Raw genomic sequence first — 18,567 nt, 5'->3', positions numbered from 1 at the left:
CCAGGCGGGCAGCAGCGTGCCCGCCGACGAATCAGGGATTAAGCGTATTGTTTAATGAACTGGCCAATCAGACGGATAAAGTCGTCGGTGACCATCGCCGCGCACTTCAGCGTTTGCTCGTGCGATAACTCCACGTCACTTAGTCCTTCCGCCATATTGGTGATGGCGGAAACGGCAAGCACCTTCAACCCGCAATGACGTGCGGCGATCACTTCCGGCACCACCGACATACCGACCACGTCGCCGCCCATGCGTTGCATCATGCGAATCTCCGCGGCGGTTTCGAAGTTGGGCCCTGGGTAGGAGACAAAAACGCCTTCGTGCAGCGGAATGTCCAGCCCTTTAGCCGTGTGATGCAGTTGGGCGCGCAGGTCTTTATCGTAGGCATTGGCCAGGCTAAAGAAACGCGGGCCGAAGCGATCGTCGTTCGGGCCAACCATCGGAGTCGAGGGCATAGTATTGATATGGTCATTCAGCGCAACAAGGCTTCCGGCCGGAATGTCCGTATTAAGAGAGCCCGCCGCGTTGGTACAGAACATAAATTCGCAGCCGAGCAGCTTAAAGGTGCGCACCGCCTGGGTCATGATACCCATGCCTAATCCTTCATAGAAATGACCGCGGCCTTTCATGCAAATCAGCGGCACGCCGTGTAATGTCCCCATGACGATTTCCCCGGCATGGCCGATGACGGTACTTACCGGAAAGCCGGGAAGTTCCTCGTAGGAGAGCGTAGTTTTATTGTCCATCCTGTCGGCCAGCGCGCCGAGGCCAGAGCCGAGGATGAGCGCGATACGAGGGGTGAAACCGGGTTTGGCCGCGCGCAGTACCTCGACGGCTTCGTAAGGGGCATTGTTGAGAATTGACGGTGACATAGGGACTCCAGAATCAGGGATGTTTTTCCCTATTCTGTGGAGCGGTTGATTGCCAATCCAATTCGATAAATGGCGATATTGATATGATTATCGAATTGATTGTAGGGATGGTGTTTTTAAGCTTTTATTATTCAATGTATTACAAATTAGATGAATGTCTGAGCGACCTGAAAAGCCAGGGTTGGGCGCGATGATTTGTGATGCGCTTCACTTTGGCCGTGGCGCGGTTCCCGGCGTCGCTGTGCTCGGCCGGGCTACCTAACTCGCGCTCACTTAACGACGGCGCCACCACAGCCATCCCATCACCACCACGCCCGGCAGCCACACCCACAGTAACTCTGAAATTATCACCTGATGTCCGTACGGCGTGTTGTAGCGCGAGAGCGCAAACGGCGCGACCTTAATCACCTGCCACGGTGCGAAAAACCGTTCATCCGACCACGGCCACAGCCAGCCGACACCTTTGCCACCGGTGGTAATAGAATCCAGTAGACTATGTGACAGCAGCGAGACCGTTAAAAACAGCCAGCAGCGCATTAACCCCGCGCCAAACCATCGTCGACCCACTATCACGCAGAGTAGGGGAACCACGAAGGCAAACAACAGTGAATGGGTAAAGCCGCGGTGGCCGAAAATATTGCCGTAGGCGATACCGAACTTAAAGGCCAGCACATCGGCGTCGGGGAGCATCGCCAGCACGACACCGGTAAACAGTAAACGTGGTGGAATAACGCGGGTTCCGAGGCCTAAACCAAGGCACAGTGGGACTGCGGCGTGGGTGATAATCGTTGGCATCTGTCGTCCGTTTTTGCATGAGGAGTACAGAGTATCGTTGTTGACGCGAATTTTTGCAGCAGGGTGTAATTCTGAAAAATAGGGGGAGGGATGAGACCCGGCGTCGCGAAGCTCTGCCGGGCTACAGTAAGGCTTACGCCGTCACGGTGACGTTCTGACCTTCAAAGCTTACGGTTTGACCGGCTACAATTTTGCAGCGTTTGCGGGTTTCTACCGCGCCGTCAACTTTAACCAGACCGTCGGCGATGGCGATTTTCGCCTGCGCGCCGCTTTCGCTCCAGCCTTCCAGCTTCAGTAAGTCACAGAGTTCCACATGCGGATGCTTACCCAAAGAAAATGTTGCCATCTTATGCCTTCTCCACGTCGTGATACTCTTCACACGCCTGTAAGGTGTTTTCAATCAGGGTAGCGACGGTCATTGGACCTACGCCGCCCGGTACCGGGGTGATGTAAGACGCGCGCGCGGCGGCATCTTCAAACACCACATCACCGACTACTTTACCGTTTTCGAGGCGATTAATCCCGACATCAATGACGATGGCACCTTCTTTAATCCACTCTCCGGGAATAAAACCTGGCTTGCCGACCGCAACGATCAGCAGATCCGCATGCTCAACGTGGTGGCGCAGATTTTTGGTGAAGCGGTGGGTCACGGTGGTGGTGCAGCCGGCCAGCAGCAGCTCCATGCTCATCGGACGGCCAACGATGTTGGACGCGCCAATCACCACGGCGTTCAGGCCGTAGGTGTCGATGTTATAGCGCTCCAGCAGCGTCACGATACCGCGCGGAGTACAAGGGCGCAGGCGCGGCGCACGCTGGCACAGGCGACCGACGTTATACGGATGGAAGCCATCCACGTCTTTGTCTGGATCGATACGCTCCAGAACTTTCACGTTATCAATACCAGCAGGCAGCGGCAGCTGTACCAGAATACCGTCGATGGTGGTGTCGGCATTCAGAGTATCAATCAGCGCTAGCAGTTCGGCTTCTGATGTGGTTTCCGGCAGGTCATAGGAGCGGGAGACGAAACCCACCTCTTCGCAGGCTTTGCGCTTGCTGCCGACATAAATTTGCGATGCAGGGTTGCTGCCCACGAGGACAACGGCTAGCCCAGGGGCGCGTTTTCCGGCCGCAACGCGGGCCTTCACTTTTTCAGCAACCTCAGAGCGCACCTGCTGCGCAATCGTTTTACCGTCAATAATCTTTGCTGCCATCAGGGAAAATTTTCCATCTGTCATTAACGAAGGGGGGATGGACATATTTTGTCAGATGCGAGGCTCGCTGTCAGGTATCGTTTGCGAGTTTTCCGCGGAAAGTGGTTTTGTCGAAGAGTTGAGCGATAGTTGGTTGTACTTTATCCATCGCCGCAGGCCGCGCAGGTTTCGTAAGGAAATGGATTGACTCACCTGCCAGTGACCGTATAATTCCACGCGTTTCACCCCACCATGAAGTTTTGACTTCCCCAGTGCGCCCTTAGCTCAGTTGGATAGAGCAACGACCTTCTAAGTCGTGGGCCGCAGGTTCGAATCCTGCAGGGCGCACCATTTTCCTGAAATTTCCCCCCACATTCTTCCCCTGGCAAGAGTGCGAATCTGCTCACATAATGTTCACTGTTCGTTTGTCTAAACCAGAATACGTCAATTATACTGTATGAAATTACAGTGTTTTAACGGAGGCAGTATGGACTACGAGATAAAGCAGGTTCAGCAACGCAAAATCGCCGGTTTTCATATGGTTGGGCCGTGGGAGCAGACGGTCAAGCAAGGGTTTGAGCAGCTGATGATGTGGGTAGATGGTCAGCAGATCCCCGCGCAGGAATGGCTTGCCGTTTATTACGATAACCCTGATGAGGTCCCGGCGGAAAAGCTACGCTGCGATACGGTCGTATCGGTTGCCGATGATTTCGTTATTCCGCCAAACAGTGAAGGGGTGATGCTGGCGGAAGTGGCGGGCGGGCTGTATGCCGTCGCACAGGCTCGCGTCATTGACCACGACTTTGCTACGCCCTGGTATCAGTTCTTTGATAGCGTTCTGAAGGACGAAACCCACCAGTGGGCACCTAGGCCCTGCTTCGAGATTTACCACAACAACGGGGCGGAAGAGGGTTACTGGGATATCGAGATGTTTATAGCAGTAGAGCCGAAGGGCTGATCTGAAAACGCCAGAGCGTAAAATACGGCTCTGGCGTCGCTGGGCTAACGGTATATATGGCCGATAATTAATGCAATGCGTTCGCAATCGCGCTAAACATCAGCGAGGCTTCCAGCGGCTGGGCGCTGAATGACGGTTCCGCCTGCGGCCAGGTCGACCACTGGACGATCACCAGATTTTCCGCGCGGTTGACCATAATCATCTGACCATAAATCCCCAGCGCCCACATCGATCCTTTCATTGAGTCCTGCGGCGCTGGCACTACGTTTTTAGCATTGACGGGTACTTCGTTATTCCACCACTGGTAGCCATAAAGCCCCTGCGGATGCGCGGCGGAGACTGAGTTTTTCGCCTTGTTCCAGTCGGCGGATTGAGCCACCCAGTTTTCTGGCAGAATCTGCTTACCGTTCGGCAGATGACCGTTGTTCAGCACGAACTCGCCGAAGCGGCCCCAGTCTTCCAGCGTGGCGTTAAAACCATGTGCGCCAACATCATGCTGGTTTTTGCTGTAGGAATGCCATACGCCATCGCTCGCCATGCCATACGGCTGCCAGATGCTTTTCTCAAGGTAGGCGGCAAGCGTCATACCCGTTGCGCGCTCCAGCACGTCGCCCAGCAGCCAGGCTCCGCCGGAGGAGTAGGACCAGACTTCACCCGCCGGGTGGGCGCGTTTCAGGCCGGAAACCAGCGTGCGGACGCAGTCGTAGGTACCCGCGTGAGCTTCACACTGCGTGAGTTTGGCGAAGTCAGACTGTGGATTGGTGTAATCCTCGTTCCACGCCACGCCAGAGGTGTGCTGGATAAGTTGTTTCAGGGTGACGCCATCCCAGGCGGTGCCTTTCAGCGCAGGTTCATACTGTGTGACCAGGTCGTCCAGCGAGTGGATTTTTCCCTCTTTCAGCGCTACGCCCACAAGCGTGGATACCACTGATTTTCCCACCGAGCGGGAAGTCCATAGCGTGGTATCGGTGTTGCCTTCGCCAAGGTATTTCCAGGAAACCTTGCCATCCTTCAGCACCAGCATACCGCTGACGTTCTGGCGCTTAATGTAATCCTGAAGCGTCCACCGTTTGCCGTTGACCTGATAGCTGGCCTGCGTCAGCGGTTTTTCCGCCGCGGCGAGCGGCACGGATTTGCCGTGGTGGAAAACATCGCCCTGATAGTTGCGGTAGTCGTTACGAAAACCGATGACACGATCGGCCTGACTCCAGGTCAGCATTGCTTTTGTATCGGGCAGTTTTGCATCAAAGGGGGCCGGGCAGGCGGTGAGTTCGGTGCCTTCACAGGCCGCCATTACGGGTGAGGAGAGGAATGCCCCAGCCACCAGGCTTGCCAGCAGGCAGTACTTTGCAGGTAAAGATTTATGTTTATTATTCATAGCGTTCTCGATTTTAGTTATACCAATAGACACGTTGTCCCGGCGGGGTGACGGGATGGGTGCAGTATAAAAATCACCGCACTATAATAAAAAACGCGTAATGGGGGAAAAACCCCCATAAGTACTGCAAAAGGAGCCCGGTGTGCCGTCATTGTCCTACTCATTTTCTCAGCTTGAAGCCTTCACCGCCGTTGCGGAGCACGGCAGCCTGATGAAGGCGGCGATGAAGCTGGAGAAAGATCGCACGACGCTGCGCGATCTCATCGATCTGCTGGAAGATGGCCTTGGCTACCCGCTGTTTGTCCGCCAGGGACGAGCGCTACAGCTCACGGCAGAAGGCGAGCAGCTGCATCGTCAGGCGCATCTGCTGATGCGCCAGGCCAGGGCATTCGAGCAGTTTGCCCGCCAGGTGCCGTCAGCCGACATTCAGGAACTGAGCATTGCCTACGATCCTTTTACGCCGCGTCGTTTTTTGCAGGCACTGATCGCCCAGATCGTAAAACGGGGGATTCGCCTGAGCCTGCGCTGCACCTCGCGCGCCGAAGGTGAAAAAGCGCTTACAAGTGGTCAGGCTGACTTAGGCTTCTTTCAGGCGAATAACCACAGCGTGGGCAACGATATGGAGTGGCGCGCGCTTGGCGCTATCGATATGGATTTCTACGCCGCCGAACCGCTGTTTGCTGATGTTGCACGCCCCTGTTCGCTGCTCGACCTCTCTTTAACGCCGCAAGTGGTGATGCACTCAGCAAGCGATCTACCGATGGCGCGACGGCTACAAATCTCGGGGAACGTGATGGTGGCCAACGAGCTTGAAATGCTGCGCGGCCTGATTGAGGCCGGCTGCGGATGGGGATTTTTACCGACCCATTTTGAGGCGGCGCGCTGGCGGAATGTCGCGGCGATTCCCACGGTGGTGGGCAATGAAGGCATCAGCCAGACTATGGTGACTATCTGGTGGCCGGGGAGCGAAAAACGAATGTTGATTGATGACACGCTGGCCCAGCTATCTGCGCTGTGGCGAGCGGAGATGACACGCACAGGGTAAACGGAATTTTTTACCGCCGCCTGTCCGCCACAATCACCAGACCAATACCGGAAAGGGTGATAACGATAGCCAGCAGCATGCGCACATCAATGGCTTCGCCCATAAAGACCAGACCGCCCAACGCCGCAAGGCAGGGAACGCTGAGCTGCAGCGTGCTGGCGGTCGTGGGGCTAAGCTTAGGCAACAATGAGTACCAGAGCAGATAAGCACCGCCGGACATCAGCGCCCCGGAGGTGACGGCCAGCGCGAGCCCGATGGCATCCGCCTGAACATGAAAACCACTGAGCAGAAACACCAGCAGCGCCATGGGAACCGCCAGAATAAAATTCCCGGTTGTTGCCGCCGCCGCATTTTGCACCTTCTTGCCAGTAATACAGTAAACCGCCCACGCCGCGCCGGACAGGATCATCAACAGCGAAGCGCTACCGGAAGGGTGCCCCGCTCCGGGCAACAGCAGCAGCGCCAGCCCACCCATCGCCCCCAGCATACCGACGCTTTTCAGCGCGGTCAGCCGCTCACCGCGCATCAACCCCCAGCTTGTCATTACGCACTGTACGGTACCAAACAGCAGCAGTGCGCCTGCGGCGGTGGTTAACGACAAATAGGCCAGTGAGAACGCAAAAACGTAGGTCGCCAGCAGCGCGGCGTTCAGCCAATTAAATTCTGGTTTCTTACGCAGCCCGGGCATCTGGAGCAGCAAGAACAGCGCGATGGCGCCGCTCAGCAGGCGAACGCTGCTAAATGAAACGGCATCCATATGCAGCCCCTTCAGCGCCAGCCGACAGAGCAGGGAGTTTGCGGCAAATGCCACCATAGCCAGGATGATTTTGAGCAGCACGGGAGCGTCCTCTGGAAGTATTGGAATAATTATGCATCAAGCCACGTAGCGCAGTGCCATTGTTTTGTGCTGTGGCTCCCAGGCAACAACATGAATTTTTTGTGGTTATTTCCGCCCCTCTACTACGGATTGAGACTTGATCACATTTTGATAATGCGTATAGTTCTCGATCTCATTTTTATTCATTGATGCGGTACGGCTGGCCCAGTAATCGGTGAGGATATTTCACAGGGGTATTCTGGGGCGTGAGAAGCGACAAACCCGTTGGTACCCACGATGAATTTTTTATTCAATACCAAGGGATGTTCTCATGAAAACCAAACTCTCCGTGCTGGCACTGGCGATAGGCGCCGTGCTGCCTACCGCCTATGCGGCAACGACCGAAGACACAACAACCAGGAAAAATCAGCCTGAAACGATGGTGGTTCAGGGCGTTGACGGCAGCGATTTCAAAGCCGGTGGCGAAGATCTGGTGCCTGCTTATCTCGACGGGCAAATTGCCCATGGCGGCCGCTTAGGGATGCTGGGCGAGCAAAAGGCGATGGACGTGCCGTTCAACGTCATCGGCTATACCTCAAAGCTGGTGCAGGATCAGCAGGCTAAAACCGTCGCTGACGTCGTTAAAAATGACGCGGGCGTGCAGGCGGTTCAGGGCTACGGCAACTTTGCGGAAACGTACCGTATTCGCGGCTTTAAGCTTGATGGCGATGATATGACGATGGGCGGCCTCTCCGGCGTGGTACCGCGTCAGGTGATGGACACCCAGATGCTGGAGCGCATTGAAGTCTTCAAAGGCGCGAACGCGCTGGTGAACGGCGCAGCCAGTTCCGGCGTAGGCGGAATGATAAACCTTGAACCTAAACGTGCTGAAGATATTCCCACCACCCGCCTTGGCGTGGACTACACCTCTGATTCACAGGTCGGTGGCTCGCTGGATCTGGGGCGTCGCTTCGGTGATGACAACCAGTTTGGCGCGCGCGTAAACGTGCTGCACCGTGAAGGGGAAGGGCGTATTGATAACGACAAGCGCCGCACCACCCTGGCATCGCTGGGTCTTGATTATCGTGGCGACCGTCTGCGTTCATCTCTCGATTTTGGTTATCAGAAAAAAAACTTCCACGGCGGTGAGATGGGCGTTGGTGTGGCAAATATTGCCGCCATTCCAGCGGTACCGGACGCCACCAAAAGCTACGCGCAGAAGTGGGGCTTTAGCGACATCGAAAACGAATTCGGTATGGTTAAAACCGAATATGACCTGACCGATAACTGGACAACCTATGCCGGGCTTGGTGCGCAGCATGCGCATGAAATCGGCACCTATGCTGCACCGAAGCTGACCAACGTGAATGGCAATGCCACCGTCGGTCGTCTGGATACCAACCGTATTATCGACAGCTTCAGCGGCATGGGCGGCATCCGCGGTAGCTTCAATACCGGCGTGGTCTCCCATAAAGTGAACGTGGGCTACTCGGCGCAGATACGTCGCGATGCGACTGCCTGGCGTATGTCCGATAGCACTAAAAACCCGACTATCAATATCTACAACAGTCATGACGTAGACATGCCGGATTATAAGCCGAATCCAAAAGGCGGCCACTATGACGATCCGCTGACCACCGCGCGCAACCGTACCCAAGGCTGGCTGCTCAGCGACACGCTGGGCTTCTTTGACGATAGCCTGCTCTTTACCGCTGCGGCACGCCATCAGAAGGTGGTGATTTGTAACTATGACAACCAGACGGGCCAGGAAACCACTAGCTCAAGCTTTACTGAAAGCCGCTGGATGCCGACGTTTGGTCTGGTGTACAAGCCATGGGAGACACTCTCGCTGTACGCTAACCATACCGAAGCGTTGCAGCCTGCGAACAATGCACCTAATACTGCGAAAAACTACGGCCAAAGTATTGGTATCGCCCATTCGAAACAGGACGAAGTGGGCGTAAAAATTGATTATCAGCGCGTGGGTGGCTCACTGTCGCTATTCCAGATTACTAAGCCGTCTGGGGTGTTAGATAGCGATAAGTACTACCGTATGGACGGCGAGCAGCGTAACCGCGGCGTAGAGCTCAACGTGTTTGGCGAACCAGTGCTGGGCCTGCGTCTGACCGGCAGTGCGCTGTGGATTGACCCTGAATTGACCAAAACCGCGGGCGGTACTTACGACGGTAACGATGCGATTGGCGTCTCCCGCTTCTATGCGGTGCTGGGGGCTGAATACGACATCAAACCGATTGATGGGCTGACGGCGACCGCGCGCGTGAATCATACCGGTTCCCAGTATGCGGATACGGCCAATACCAAAAAACTCGACAGCTACACTACGCTTGATCTGGGTATGCGCTACCGCATGCGTCTGAATCAGGAGCAGAACGATCTGGTGTGGCGTGTGGGCGTGACCAACGTGACCAACCAGAACTACTGGTCGGGTGCTGATGATACCGGTGTCTATATCTACCAGGGTGAGCCGCGTACCTTAAAAGTCTCGGTCAGCTACGACTTCTAAGTCATTGCTAAAATAGGGTTATTGCCCCGAAAACGCGTGCGTTTCGGGGCTTTTTACTACTGGGGACCGGGTGCTGATTGCCTTGCGGCAAGTCGCGCTAAGTGTTAAAAGGTGCCCCTTCATAAAAATGCTAAGGGGTTAGACGTGAAAAACGCGTCATCAGCATCCAGCCAGAATCAACCGGATGCGTCGTCGGAAAATAGCCCGACGCTTCACCGCGGATTACAAAACCGCCATATTCAATTAATCGCCCTCGGGGGTGCAATCGGCACCGGTCTGTTCCTCGGTATCGGCCCCGCCATTCAGATGGCAGGCCCAGCCGTGGTGCTGGGCTACGCGATTGCCGGTGTGATTGCTTTTCTTATCATGCGCCAGCTTGGTGAGATGGTGGTTGAAGAGCCGGTATCCGGTTCATTTGCTCATTTTGCTTATAAATACTGGGGGCCGTTCGCCGGATTTCTCTCTGGCTGGAACTACTGGGTCATGTTCGTGCTGGTGGGCATGGCAGAACTGACCGCCGCCGGGATCTATATGCAATATTGGCTGCCGCACGTCCCAACCTGGATCTGGGCGGCGGGCTTCTTCGTGCTGATAAACGCCGTGAACCTGGTGAACGTGCGTCTGTACGGCGAGACGGAGTTCTGGTTTGCGCTGATTAAAGTGCTGGCGATTATCGGCATGATTGGCTTCGGTATCTGGATGCTGACGACCGGCAATGGCGGCGAGCATGCCAGCATTGATAACCTCTGGCGCGATGGCGGCTTCCTGGCCACCGGCTGGAAAGGGCTGATTCTGTCGCTGGCGGTGATTATGTTCTCCTTCGGCGGGCTGGAGCTCATTGGTATTACGGCGGCGGAAGCGCGCAGCCCGGAGACCACGATTCCGAAAGCGGTGAACCAGGTGGTTTACCGTATTCTGCTGTTTTATATCGGCTCGCTGATTGTGCTGCTGGCGCTCTACCCGTGGCAGGGCATTCAGTCCGATAGCAGCCCGTTTGTGATGATCTTCCACAATCTGGACAGCAATGTTGTCGCCTCTGCGCTGAACTTCGTCATTCTGGTGGCCTCACTGTCGGTCTATAACAGCGGCGTTTACTCCAACAGCCGCATGCTGTTTGGCCTCTCCGTGCAGGGTAACGCCCCGCGTTTCCTGACGAAGGTCAGCAAACGCGGCGTGCCGGTGAACTCACTGCTGCTCTCCGGTGCTATCACTTCGCTGGTGGTATTGGTTAACTATCTGCTGCCGCAAAAAGCCTTTGGCCTGCTGATGGCGCTGGTGGTGGCGACGCTGCTGCTGAACTGGATAATGATCTGCATGGCGCACCTGAAATTCCGCGCCGCGATGCGCCGTAAAGGCCGCGAAGCGAAGTTCAAAGCGTTGTGGGCTCCGGCAAGCAACTACCTTTGCATCGCTTTCCTGCTGATGATCCTTGGTCTGATGTGCACCATGGACGGCATGCGCCTGTCGGCAATCTTACTGCCGGTGTGGGTGTTGTTCCTGTTTGTGGCTTTCAAAACGTTGCGCCGCAAAGCGTAATTTCCCTCGAGTCGCTGTGCTCTTCCAGGCTACCATCAAATGTAGCCTGGACGAGCGCAGCGACCCCGGGAATGCACTATTCCCCCAGCTTCTCCAGCGCCGCCCGCAGATTCTGATGCGACGTGGTAATAATGCTCCACGCATCCTTCGGCTTATCGTGCTCGATAATAAACCACTTCACGCCGCTGGCTTTCGCGGCTGGCAGAATCGTTGACCAATCCAGCAGGCCTTCGCCCAGCGGCGCGAAGTTCATCTCGTCATCGCGAATGCCGATGGACGCATTATCTTTGGCGTGAATGGCATAAACGCGGCCCGGATATGCTTTCAGAATATGCGCCGGATCTTGTCCACCGCGTGAAACCCAGGCGGCATCCATCTCCAGCTTGAGATTTTCCGCTTTAGAATGGTTGAAGATAATCTCCAGCGCGGTCACGCCATCGTATTTTTTCACCTCAAAGTTGTGGTTGTGATAGGCCAACTGCATTCCATCGTGGCGCAGCTTTGCCCCCAGTTTATCGAGACGCTGCGCGAAATCGGCCCAGCCTTTGGCACTGTCAGGGCGATCCTTCGGTTCAATCCACGGCACCACGATAGTGCTGTTGCCAATCGCTTTGTTGAAATCCACCGTTTGCTGATAGCGCGTTTCCAGCGCGCTGAGCTGCTCGTGGGAGGAGGTGACCGTGAGCTTATTTTCCGCCAGCAGCGATTTCATCTGCCCGGCATTAAGGCCATGATTGCCAACCACTTCAACGTGTTCAAACCCGGCTTTATGCGCCATGGCGAACTGTTCGGCGGGCATGCCGACGTTGCGTAAGGTGTACATCTGCAGGGCAATTTCATTCTCGACGTTCGGCGCAGACGCCGCGGAAAATGAAGCGAAAAGGGTGGCTGCCAATAGAAATTTTTTCATCAGGTTATCCGTTTTATTTAAAAAGTAATCGATTACAAAATAGAGCCAATGCGATCGATTACCATCTAAATCGGATAAAAATGTGATCCCGGTAACGTAAACGATCGCCATCGATCCCCGACTGTTTTTTAATCGTGACGCTTCTCCCAAATTGCGAATGGCGAACAGGATCTTATTTTTGTAATCGATTACTTTCTTCGTTGACTGATTTTGTAATCGATTACTTTTTGAGGGTGAAAACATGGTGTCTACAACGGAAAGTCGTGAACACAGCGGCATACAGCACCGGCTGTTAGTCCCGCGCCTGTCGTTAATGATGTTTATGCAGTTTTTTATCTGGGGAAGCTGGTCGGTCACGCTTGGCCTGGTGATGACCCAGTACAACATGTCGCTGCTGATTGGCGATGCCTTCTCGGCGGGGCCGATTGCCTCGATCCTCTCGCCGTTCGTCCTCGGGATGCTGGTTGACCGTTTCTTCCCGTCGCAAAAGGTGATGGCGGTGATGCACCTGCTTGGCGCAGCGATTCTGTGGTTTGTGCCGCAGGCGCTGGTGGCGGAAAACGGCGCGCTGCTGATTGCGCTGCTGTTCGGTTATACGTTGTGCTATATGCCAACGCTGGCGCTGACCAACAACATTGCGTTCCATAGCCTGACCAATATCGACAAAACCTTCCCGGTGGTGCGCGTGTTCGGCACTATCGGTTGGATTGTCGCCGGGATCTTTATCGGCGTGACCGGCATTTCCGACACCACCGGCATCTTCACGCTGGCGGCGCTGTGCTCGGTGGTGCTGGCGGTCTATAGCCTGACGTTGCCGCACACGCCGGCACCGGCGAAAGGGCAGCCGCTTAAGCTGCGCGACCTGTTCTGCGCTGACGCCTTTGCGTTACTGAAAACCCGTCACTTCCTGGTGTTTGCCGTTTGCGCCACGCTGATTTCGGTACCGCTCGGCACCTACTACGCCTATACCGCCTCATTCCTCGCGGACGCGGGCGTGGCGGATGTCAGCACCGCTATGTCCTTCGGCCAGATGTCGGAAATCTTCTTCATGCTGATTATCCCGCTGCTGTTCCGTCGTCTTGGCGTGAAGTACATGCTGCTCATCGGCATGCTGGCGTGGTTTGTGCGCTATATGTTCTTTGCGCTGGGCATCAACGAAGAGACGCGTTTCCTGCTGTATCTCGGCATTCTGTTGCACGGCGTCTGCTATGACTTCTTCTTCGTGGTGGGCTTTATCTACACCGACCGCGTGGCGGGTGAAAAGGTGAAAGGTCAGGCACAGAGCATGGTGGTGATGTTCACCTACGGTATCGGCATGCTGCTGGGCTCACAGATTTCCGGCTCGCTGTACAACCATCTGGTCGCAGGACAAACCGTACCGGCGGCCTGGGTGAACTTCTGGTGGATCCCGGCGGTGGCCGCGGTCGTTATTGCACTGATTTTCCTTGTCTCGTTCAAATATAACGAGAAAGACCACGCGTAATTTTTTTGAAAGGAGGGGGTATGAAAACCATCAAGGGACCGGGCATTTTCCTGGCGCAGTTTATTGGTTCAGCGCCGCCGTTTAATACGCTCGATGGGCTAGCCGAATGGGCGGCGGGGCTGGGATTTAAGGCGCTCCAGCTGCCGTGCAACCACCCGGCGATTTTTGACTTACCGCAGGCGGCGGCAAGCCAGACCTACTGCGATGAGATAACCGGAAGGCTCGCTGAACACGGGCTGGTCATTAGTGAACTCTCTACGCATCTTGAAGGCCAACTGGTCGCCGTGAATTCGGCCTACGACAGTGCTTTTGACGCTTTTGCCCCCGCGGCGCTTCGCGGCAACCCTGCGGCACGCCAGCAGTGGGCGGTAGAGAGCGTGAAAAAGGCGGCGCAGGCGTCGGCACGATTGAGGGTGAAGGCGCACGCCACCTTCTCCGGGGCGTTGGCCTGGCCTTACTTCTACCCGTGGCCTCCGCACAATGCGGCGCTGCTCGACGAGGCGTTTCATGAACTGGCCAGCCGCTGGCGGCCTATTCTGGACTGCTTTGACGAGCATGGCGTGGACCTATGCTACGAAATTCATCCCGGCGAAGACCTGCACGACGGCGTGACCTTCGAGCGCTTCCTGGCAAAGGTCGATAACCATCCACGCTGCCACATGCTCTACGACCCGAGCCATCTGCATCTGCAGAATATCGACTACCTGGCGTATCTCGATATCTACCATTCACGCATTCGGGCATTCCACGTCAAAGACGCGGAGTTCGAGCGTAACGGGCGCAGCGGAGTCTACGGTGGCTATCAGAACTGGCTGGAGCGTGCCGGGCGCTTCCGCTCGCTCGGCGATGGCGATATCGATTTCAAAAAGATTTTCAGCAAGCTCAGTCAGTACGATTTTGACGGCTGGGCGGTGATGGAATGGGAGTGCTGCCTGAAGGACGCGCAGACCGGCGCGCGCGAAGGCAGTGAGTTTATTAAACGGCATATCATTCCCGTATCCGCACGGGCCTTTGATGACTTTGCCGCGGGCAGCGAGGTACGCGGATGATTCAGGTCGGTATTGTTGGCTCAGGTTTCATTGGCCCGGCGCATATTGAAGCGCTGCGTCGGCTGGGTTTTGTTGAGGTAGTAGCGCTGTGCGACGCTTCGCTGGAGCTGGCGCAGGAAAAGGCGCTACAGCTCAATATTCCCCACGCCTATGACGACGTCGACGCGCTACTGGCGCATCCGGGGTTACAGGTGGTGCATAACTGTACTCCGAACTTTTTGCATGCCGAGGTTAACCGCCAGATTCTACGGGCGGGGAAACATGTCTTCTCTGAAAAACCGTTGTGCATGACGTCAGAAGAGGCGCGTGAACTGGTTAAGATGGCGCAAGAAGCGGGCGTAGTGCACGGTGTGAGCTTTGTTTATCGCCAGTTTGCGATGGTGCAGCAGGCGGCGAGCATGATGCGTGACGGCAGCGCCGGGCGGCTTTTCTCCGCCTATGGCGGCTACCACCAGGACTGGATGCTGCTGGAAAACGACTTCAACTGGCGCGTGGACGCGCAGCAGGGCGGCGTTTCCCGGACGGTGGCGGATATCGGCTCGCACTGGTGCGATACGGTGCAGTTTGTGACCGGGCGGCGCATTGTCGAGGTGATGGCCGACCTCGCTATCGTCTGGCCGACGCGCAAAGCCAGCCTCGGGGCGCAGGCGACCTTCAGCGAACAGCCTGATTCCCCCGGTTATCAGGACGTGCCGGTGACTACCGAAGATGCCGGCTCGGTACTGTTCCGTTTTGACGACGGCAGTAAAGGCTGCTTTAGCGTCTCGCAGGTGAGCGCCGGGCGCAAAAACCGCCTTCACTTTGATATCAACGCCAGTGCCTGTTCGCTGGCCTGGGATCAGGAAACGCCGCAGCAGCTGTGGATTGGCCACCGCAGCCAGCCTAATCAGCTTTTAAGCGATGACCCTGGCCTGCTGAACCGCGACGTTGCCGCACAGGCCCACTTCCCCGGTGGGCACAACGAAGGCTGGCCGGATGCGTTTAAAAACATGATGCTTAATTTTTACCAGGCGGTGTGTGCTGGAAAGATGCCGCAGGAGAACGAACGCCGCTTTGCATCGTTCAGTGAGGGCGCGAACGTGATGTATCTTATTGACGCTATTGTGAAAAGCCATCAGCAGCGATGCTGGGTCAGCGTCGAACAATAACCTTGTGCCCGGTACGCCGGGCCTGTTTTTATGGTAGCCTTCACGCAAAGCGTTAATTGCAGGGAACGGCGTAGCATGTCAATTCAGAAAATCGCCCAGCTGGCGGGCGTGTCGGTGGCCACCGTATCGCGGGTGTTGAACAACAGCGATACGGTGAAAGCGAAGAACCGCGAGCGGGTGCTTCAGGCTATCAAAGAGAGTAACTATCAACCGAACCTGCTGGCGCGCCAGCTACGGACGGCGCGTAGCTCGATGATTCTGGTGATGGTATCGAACATTGCTAACCCGTTCTGCGCGGAAGTGGTCAAGGGCATCGAAGCGGAAGCAGAGAAAAATGGCTATCGCATTTTGCTGTGCAACTCTGGTTCTGATATTGAGCGCTCTAAATCAGGCCTGCGCCTGCTGACCGGAAAAATGGTCGACGGCATTATCACCATGGATGCGTTTGCCCGCCTGCCGGAGTTGACCACGGTGATTGGCGATGCGCCGTGGGTGCAGTGTGCGGAATACGCGGATGCCGGTGAAGTTTCCTGTGTCGGGATTAACGACGTTGACGCGGCCCAGCATGCGGTTGGGTACCTGGTGGCGCAGGGGCACCAGCGTATTGCCCTGATTAACCATGATTTAAGCTATAAATACGCCCGTCTGCGCGAGCAGGGCTATCAAGACGTGCTGCAACAGCAGGGGCTCGACTTCGCCGCAGTGGAGTACGCGGATGATCTCAGCGCGGCGGCGGGCAAGGCGGCGATGAAAAACCTGCTGGCGATGAGTCCGCGCCCGGATGCGGTCTTTGCCATCTCGGATTCGCTGGCCGCGGGCGCCATTCGCGCCATCGAACAGGCGGGACTGCGCGTACCGGAAGATATTGCCGTGGTTGGGTTCGACGGCACGGAGCTGGCGGAGATGGTCTCCCCGCAGCTCACCACCGTACAGCAGCCGTCGCGAGAGATTGGCGCTAAAGCGGTCGCGCTGCTGCTGAATAAAATTGATAACCCGGACGTTGCCCCAGAGCGGGTGATGCTGGAGTGGCGTTTTATTCCCCGAGCCAGCGCCTGATTTTAGTATTGCCGGATGGCGCTGCGCTTATCCGAACTACAATCCGATCCCCCGTAGGCCGGATAAGGCGTTTACGCCGCCATCCGGCAATCCTTACCCTAACGCCTGATAACTACCAACAGCCCACACACCACCAGCCCTGTCCCCAGCAGCTGCTCAACCGACAGCGGCTCATCCAGCAGCCACCAGCTAAACAGAATGGTCAGAATCGGGCCGATTAACCCAATCAGCACCGCCTTTGCCGCGCCGATGCGATGAATAGCCGAAGACAGCCAGAATATCGGCATTACCGTAGAAAAGACCGCCATGCCCGCGCTGTAGGCATACACCTGCCACGGCAGATTAAGCGCGGCAACGGGACGGGTGGCAAAAAAGTGCACCTGAGTCGCCGCAATCGACACCAGCAGCGCCAGCATCGAAAACGGGATCGCCCCTATGCGCCCGATAGCCACCTCCGCCCCGGCGTTGTAAATGGCGTAGGTAATCGCACAGCCAAATACCAGCGAACCGCCGATCAGCACCGAATGGCTATCGGCGGTGAGGCCGAGGTCGTGCACAAAGGCAATCAGAATGCCGCCGTAGGAGAGCAGCATCGCCAGCAGCAGTTTCTTCTCAAAGGTTTTGCCGAGAAAAAAGACGCCAATCAAGATGGTCAGCATCGGGTAGGTAAAGAGAATCAGCCGCTCGAGCCCGGCGGTAATATACTGTAACCCCATAAAATCGAGCATCGCCGAGGCGTAATAACCTGCGACACCCAGCACCACCAGCAGCGCGTAATCCTGACGATGCAGGGTGGCCATTTTACGCAGCACCGGCCACGCGGTAAGGGCAATCAGCGGCAGCGACATCGACATACGCAGCATCAACAGCGTGACCGGGTCGACCGGTGCGACCGCATACGCCAGCTTGACGAATATCGCCTTAAACGAAAAGCCGAACGCCGCGAGTATCGCCAGCGAAAACCCGGCTACCCGGGAAGTGAGATGCAACTTCACCGTGCCCGTTCCTGTAGTTCGCTGATGCGTTGCCACATCACAACTGGATTGGAATACATTGGGAAGTGCCCGCAGTGGGGAATTTCTGCAAGCGTCACGCCACGACGTTCAATATTCGCCAGATAGCTCAGCGTGTTGTTTTGCGCGCCGTACATAAACATTTTTGGCAAGGGTAGATTTAGAAACTTCGCCATCAGGTCGCCGTGGTCGGAATAGTCCACCATCGAGGTAAAAATAGGTCTGACCGCGGCTGCCCGCACTTTATGCTTGAGGCTGGCGGCATACAGCGCGCTGGCCCACGCCGGAGACTGATGAGTCCGGGCGATAAAATCAGTAAAAAACTGCTCGTCGTTGCCATCGGGATAATCAACGGCCTGGCGACTCAGGAAGCAATCTTCCGGCGCGATATTCCCCTCGATGTCGACAAAGCTGAGCACCCGCTCGGGATGGGCGTGCGCCAGCATCAGCGCGGTCAGGCCGCCCATGGAATGGCCGACGAGGTGGAAGCGCTGGAAACCCAACTGGTCAATCAGCGCGAGCGCCGTCTCGACTAAAAACGGAATCGAAATTTTCTGCAAATTTGCGCATTCCGTCTCCCCGCAGCCGGGGGCATCGTAGGCGAGAAATGGCCGCCCGTCGAAGGCAGCGTGGCGCACGATATCGGCATATTCTTCTTTGGTTGACCCAAAGCCGTGGAGAAACACAATCGGTTCGCGGGGGCCGGAACGGTGAATGGCGGCCACCTGCATCGGCGTCGCTTGTACCGTTAACGCGAAGTGCGTGCGGTGAAATTCGTGGGGCATGGTCA

At 56.3% G+C, this 18,567-nt stretch carries 17 protein-coding genes and 1 tRNA gene; 9 read left to right on the top strand and 9 right to left on the bottom strand.

Going from position 1 to position 18,567, the window contains the following annotated elements; translation table 11 throughout:
* Positions 1-38: 38 nt before the first annotated feature.
* The 4 genes from xapA to folD form a co-directional block, all read right to left on the bottom strand.
* The gene (xapA, locus tag RDN66_RS04560) at positions 39-872 is read right to left on the bottom strand and encodes a xanthosine phosphorylase (RefSeq protein ID WP_123650057.1); all 834 of its coding nucleotides are present in this window, start codon (positions 870-872) and stop codon (positions 39-41) included.
* A gap of 273 nt (positions 873-1,145) precedes the next feature.
* A complete protein-coding gene (locus RDN66_RS04555; protein WP_202216281.1) occupies positions 1,146-1,667 on the bottom strand; it encodes a metal-dependent hydrolase in 522 nt (173 codons plus the stop codon).
* Between the two features lie 133 nt (positions 1,668-1,800).
* Positions 1,801-2,013, bottom strand: coding sequence for a ribosome-associated protein YbcJ (ybcJ, locus tag RDN66_RS04550; RefSeq protein ID WP_035891785.1), 213 nt, complete (start codon positions 2,011-2,013; stop codon positions 1,801-1,803).
* A 1-nt stretch (position 2,014) separates the two neighbouring features.
* Entirely contained in the window at positions 2,015-2,881 is an 867-nt protein-coding gene (folD, locus tag RDN66_RS04545; RefSeq protein WP_202216280.1) for a bifunctional methylenetetrahydrofolate dehydrogenase/methenyltetrahydrofolate cyclohydrolase FolD, read from the bottom strand.
* A gap of 253 nt (positions 2,882-3,134) precedes the next feature.
* Between folD and RDN66_RS04540 the strand changes: the two genes are divergently transcribed.
* Both RDN66_RS04540 and sbmC read left to right on the top strand, forming a co-directional pair.
* Positions 3,135-3,211, top strand: a tRNA-Arg gene (locus RDN66_RS04540).
* Positions 3,212-3,347: 136 nt separating this feature from the next.
* The gene (sbmC, locus tag RDN66_RS04535) at positions 3,348-3,818 is read left to right on the top strand and encodes a DNA gyrase inhibitor SbmC (protein WP_035891783.1); all 471 of its coding nucleotides are present in this window, start codon (positions 3,348-3,350) and stop codon (positions 3,816-3,818) included.
* Positions 3,819-3,885: 67 nt separating this feature from the next.
* Here the strand turns inward: sbmC and RDN66_RS04530 are convergent, their stop codons facing one another.
* Entirely contained in the window at positions 3,886-5,196 is a 1,311-nt protein-coding gene (locus tag RDN66_RS04530; protein WP_202216279.1) for a serine hydrolase, read from the bottom strand.
* A gap of 142 nt (positions 5,197-5,338) precedes the next feature.
* Here RDN66_RS04530 and RDN66_RS04525 point away from each other — a divergent pair, with 142 nt between their 5' ends.
* On the top strand, positions 5,339-6,241 hold the full coding sequence (locus RDN66_RS04525; protein ID WP_202216278.1) for a LysR family transcriptional regulator: 903 nt from the start codon (positions 5,339-5,341) through the stop codon (positions 6,239-6,241).
* Positions 6,242-6,251: 10 nt separating this feature from the next.
* Here RDN66_RS04525 and RDN66_RS04520 read toward each other — a convergent pair whose 3' ends face one another.
* Positions 6,252-7,079, bottom strand: coding sequence for a DMT family transporter (locus RDN66_RS04520; RefSeq protein ID WP_035891779.1), 828 nt, complete (start codon positions 7,077-7,079; stop codon positions 6,252-6,254).
* Positions 7,080-7,389: 310 nt separating this feature from the next.
* On the opposite strand from RDN66_RS04520, the gene RDN66_RS04515 reads away from it, so the two are divergent.
* Both RDN66_RS04515 and pheP read left to right on the top strand, forming a co-directional pair.
* The gene (locus tag RDN66_RS04515; RefSeq protein WP_308537586.1) at positions 7,390-9,582 is read left to right on the top strand and encodes a TonB-dependent siderophore receptor; all 2,193 of its coding nucleotides are present in this window, start codon (positions 7,390-7,392) and stop codon (positions 9,580-9,582) included.
* Between the two features lie 144 nt (positions 9,583-9,726).
* Positions 9,727-11,118, top strand: a complete 1,392-nt coding sequence (gene pheP, locus RDN66_RS04510; protein ID WP_123650064.1) for a phenylalanine transporter — start codon at positions 9,727-9,729, stop codon at positions 11,116-11,118.
* A gap of 76 nt (positions 11,119-11,194) precedes the next feature.
* Here pheP and RDN66_RS04505 read toward each other — a convergent pair whose 3' ends face one another.
* Positions 11,195-12,028, bottom strand: coding sequence for a sugar phosphate isomerase/epimerase (locus RDN66_RS04505; RefSeq protein WP_202216276.1), 834 nt, complete (start codon positions 12,026-12,028; stop codon positions 11,195-11,197).
* Positions 12,029-12,305: 277 nt separating this feature from the next.
* Between RDN66_RS04505 and RDN66_RS04500 the strand changes: the two genes are divergently transcribed.
* The 4 genes from RDN66_RS04500 (at position 12,306) to RDN66_RS04485 (ending at position 16,764) form a co-directional block, all read left to right on the top strand.
* Positions 12,306-13,511: an MFS transporter gene (locus tag RDN66_RS04500; RefSeq protein ID WP_202218153.1), complete on the top strand. Its 1,206-nt coding sequence runs from the start codon at positions 12,306-12,308 to the stop codon at positions 13,509-13,511.
* A gap of 20 nt (positions 13,512-13,531) precedes the next feature.
* A complete protein-coding gene (locus RDN66_RS04495) occupies positions 13,532-14,560 on the top strand; it encodes a sugar phosphate isomerase/epimerase (protein WP_202216275.1) in 1,029 nt (342 codons plus the stop codon).
* On the top strand, positions 14,557-15,708 hold the full coding sequence (locus RDN66_RS04490) for a Gfo/Idh/MocA family oxidoreductase (protein WP_308537585.1): 1,152 nt from the start codon (positions 14,557-14,559) through the stop codon (positions 15,706-15,708). Before RDN66_RS04495 ends, RDN66_RS04490 begins: the two co-directional genes overlap by 4 nt.
* Before the next feature lie 75 nt (positions 15,709-15,783).
* Positions 15,784-16,764 (top strand): LacI family DNA-binding transcriptional regulator, encoded by a 981-nt coding sequence (locus RDN66_RS04485; protein ID WP_202216273.1) that lies wholly within the window; start codon positions 15,784-15,786, stop codon positions 16,762-16,764.
* 98 nt (positions 16,765-16,862) lie between these two features.
* Here RDN66_RS04485 and RDN66_RS04480 read toward each other — a convergent pair whose 3' ends face one another.
* On the bottom strand, positions 16,863-17,759 hold the full coding sequence (locus tag RDN66_RS04480) for a DMT family transporter (RefSeq protein ID WP_202216272.1): 897 nt from the start codon (positions 17,757-17,759) through the stop codon (positions 16,863-16,865).
* On the bottom strand, positions 17,756-18,562 hold the full coding sequence (locus tag RDN66_RS04475) for an alpha/beta fold hydrolase (protein ID WP_202216271.1): 807 nt from the start codon (positions 18,560-18,562) through the stop codon (positions 17,756-17,758). The genes RDN66_RS04480 and RDN66_RS04475 overlap by 4 nt, the downstream gene beginning before the upstream one ends.
* Positions 18,563-18,567 lie beyond the last annotated feature (5 nt).

It is taken from the genome of uncultured Kluyvera sp., from assembly GCF_902485085.1.
Taxonomy (GTDB): Bacteria; Pseudomonadota; Gammaproteobacteria; order Enterobacterales; family Enterobacteriaceae; genus Kluyvera; species Kluyvera ascorbata.
The sequence above is the reverse complement of the archived record's forward strand: the minus strand, read 5'-3'. Positions and strand labels throughout refer to the sequence as shown.

Excerpts from the sequence above, each read along its gene's own strand:
- xapA (WP_123650057.1), bottom strand. The coding sequence starts at position 872 with ATGTCACCGTCAATTCTCAACAATGCCCCTTACGAAGCCGTCGAGGTA.
- RDN66_RS04555 (WP_202216281.1), bottom strand. The coding sequence starts at position 1,667 with ATGCCAACGATTATCACCCACGCCGCAGTCCCACTGTGCCTTGGTTTA.
- ybcJ (WP_035891785.1), bottom strand. The coding sequence starts at position 2,013 with ATGGCAACATTTTCTTTGGGTAAGCATCCGCATGTGGAACTCTGTGAC.
- folD (WP_202216280.1), bottom strand. The coding sequence starts at position 2,881 with ATGGCAGCAAAGATTATTGACGGTAAAACGATTGCGCAGCAGGTGCGC.
- sbmC (WP_035891783.1), top strand. The coding sequence starts at position 3,348 with ATGGACTACGAGATAAAGCAGGTTCAGCAACGCAAAATCGCCGGTTTT.
- RDN66_RS04530 (WP_202216279.1), bottom strand. The coding sequence starts at position 5,196 with ATGAATAATAAACATAAATCTTTACCTGCAAAGTACTGCCTGCTGGCA.
- RDN66_RS04515 (WP_308537586.1), top strand. The coding sequence starts at position 7,390 with ATGAAAACCAAACTCTCCGTGCTGGCACTGGCGATAGGCGCCGTGCTG.
- RDN66_RS04505 (WP_202216276.1), bottom strand. The coding sequence starts at position 12,028 with ATGAAAAAATTTCTATTGGCAGCCACCCTTTTCGCTTCATTTTCCGCG.
- RDN66_RS04495 (WP_202216275.1), top strand. The coding sequence starts at position 13,532 with ATGAAAACCATCAAGGGACCGGGCATTTTCCTGGCGCAGTTTATTGGT.
- RDN66_RS04490 (WP_308537585.1), top strand. The coding sequence starts at position 14,557 with ATGATTCAGGTCGGTATTGTTGGCTCAGGTTTCATTGGCCCGGCGCAT.
- RDN66_RS04485 (WP_202216273.1), top strand. The coding sequence starts at position 15,784 with ATGTCAATTCAGAAAATCGCCCAGCTGGCGGGCGTGTCGGTGGCCACC.
- RDN66_RS04475 (WP_202216271.1), bottom strand. The coding sequence starts at position 18,562 with ATGCCCCACGAATTTCACCGCACGCACTTCGCGTTAACGGTACAAGCG.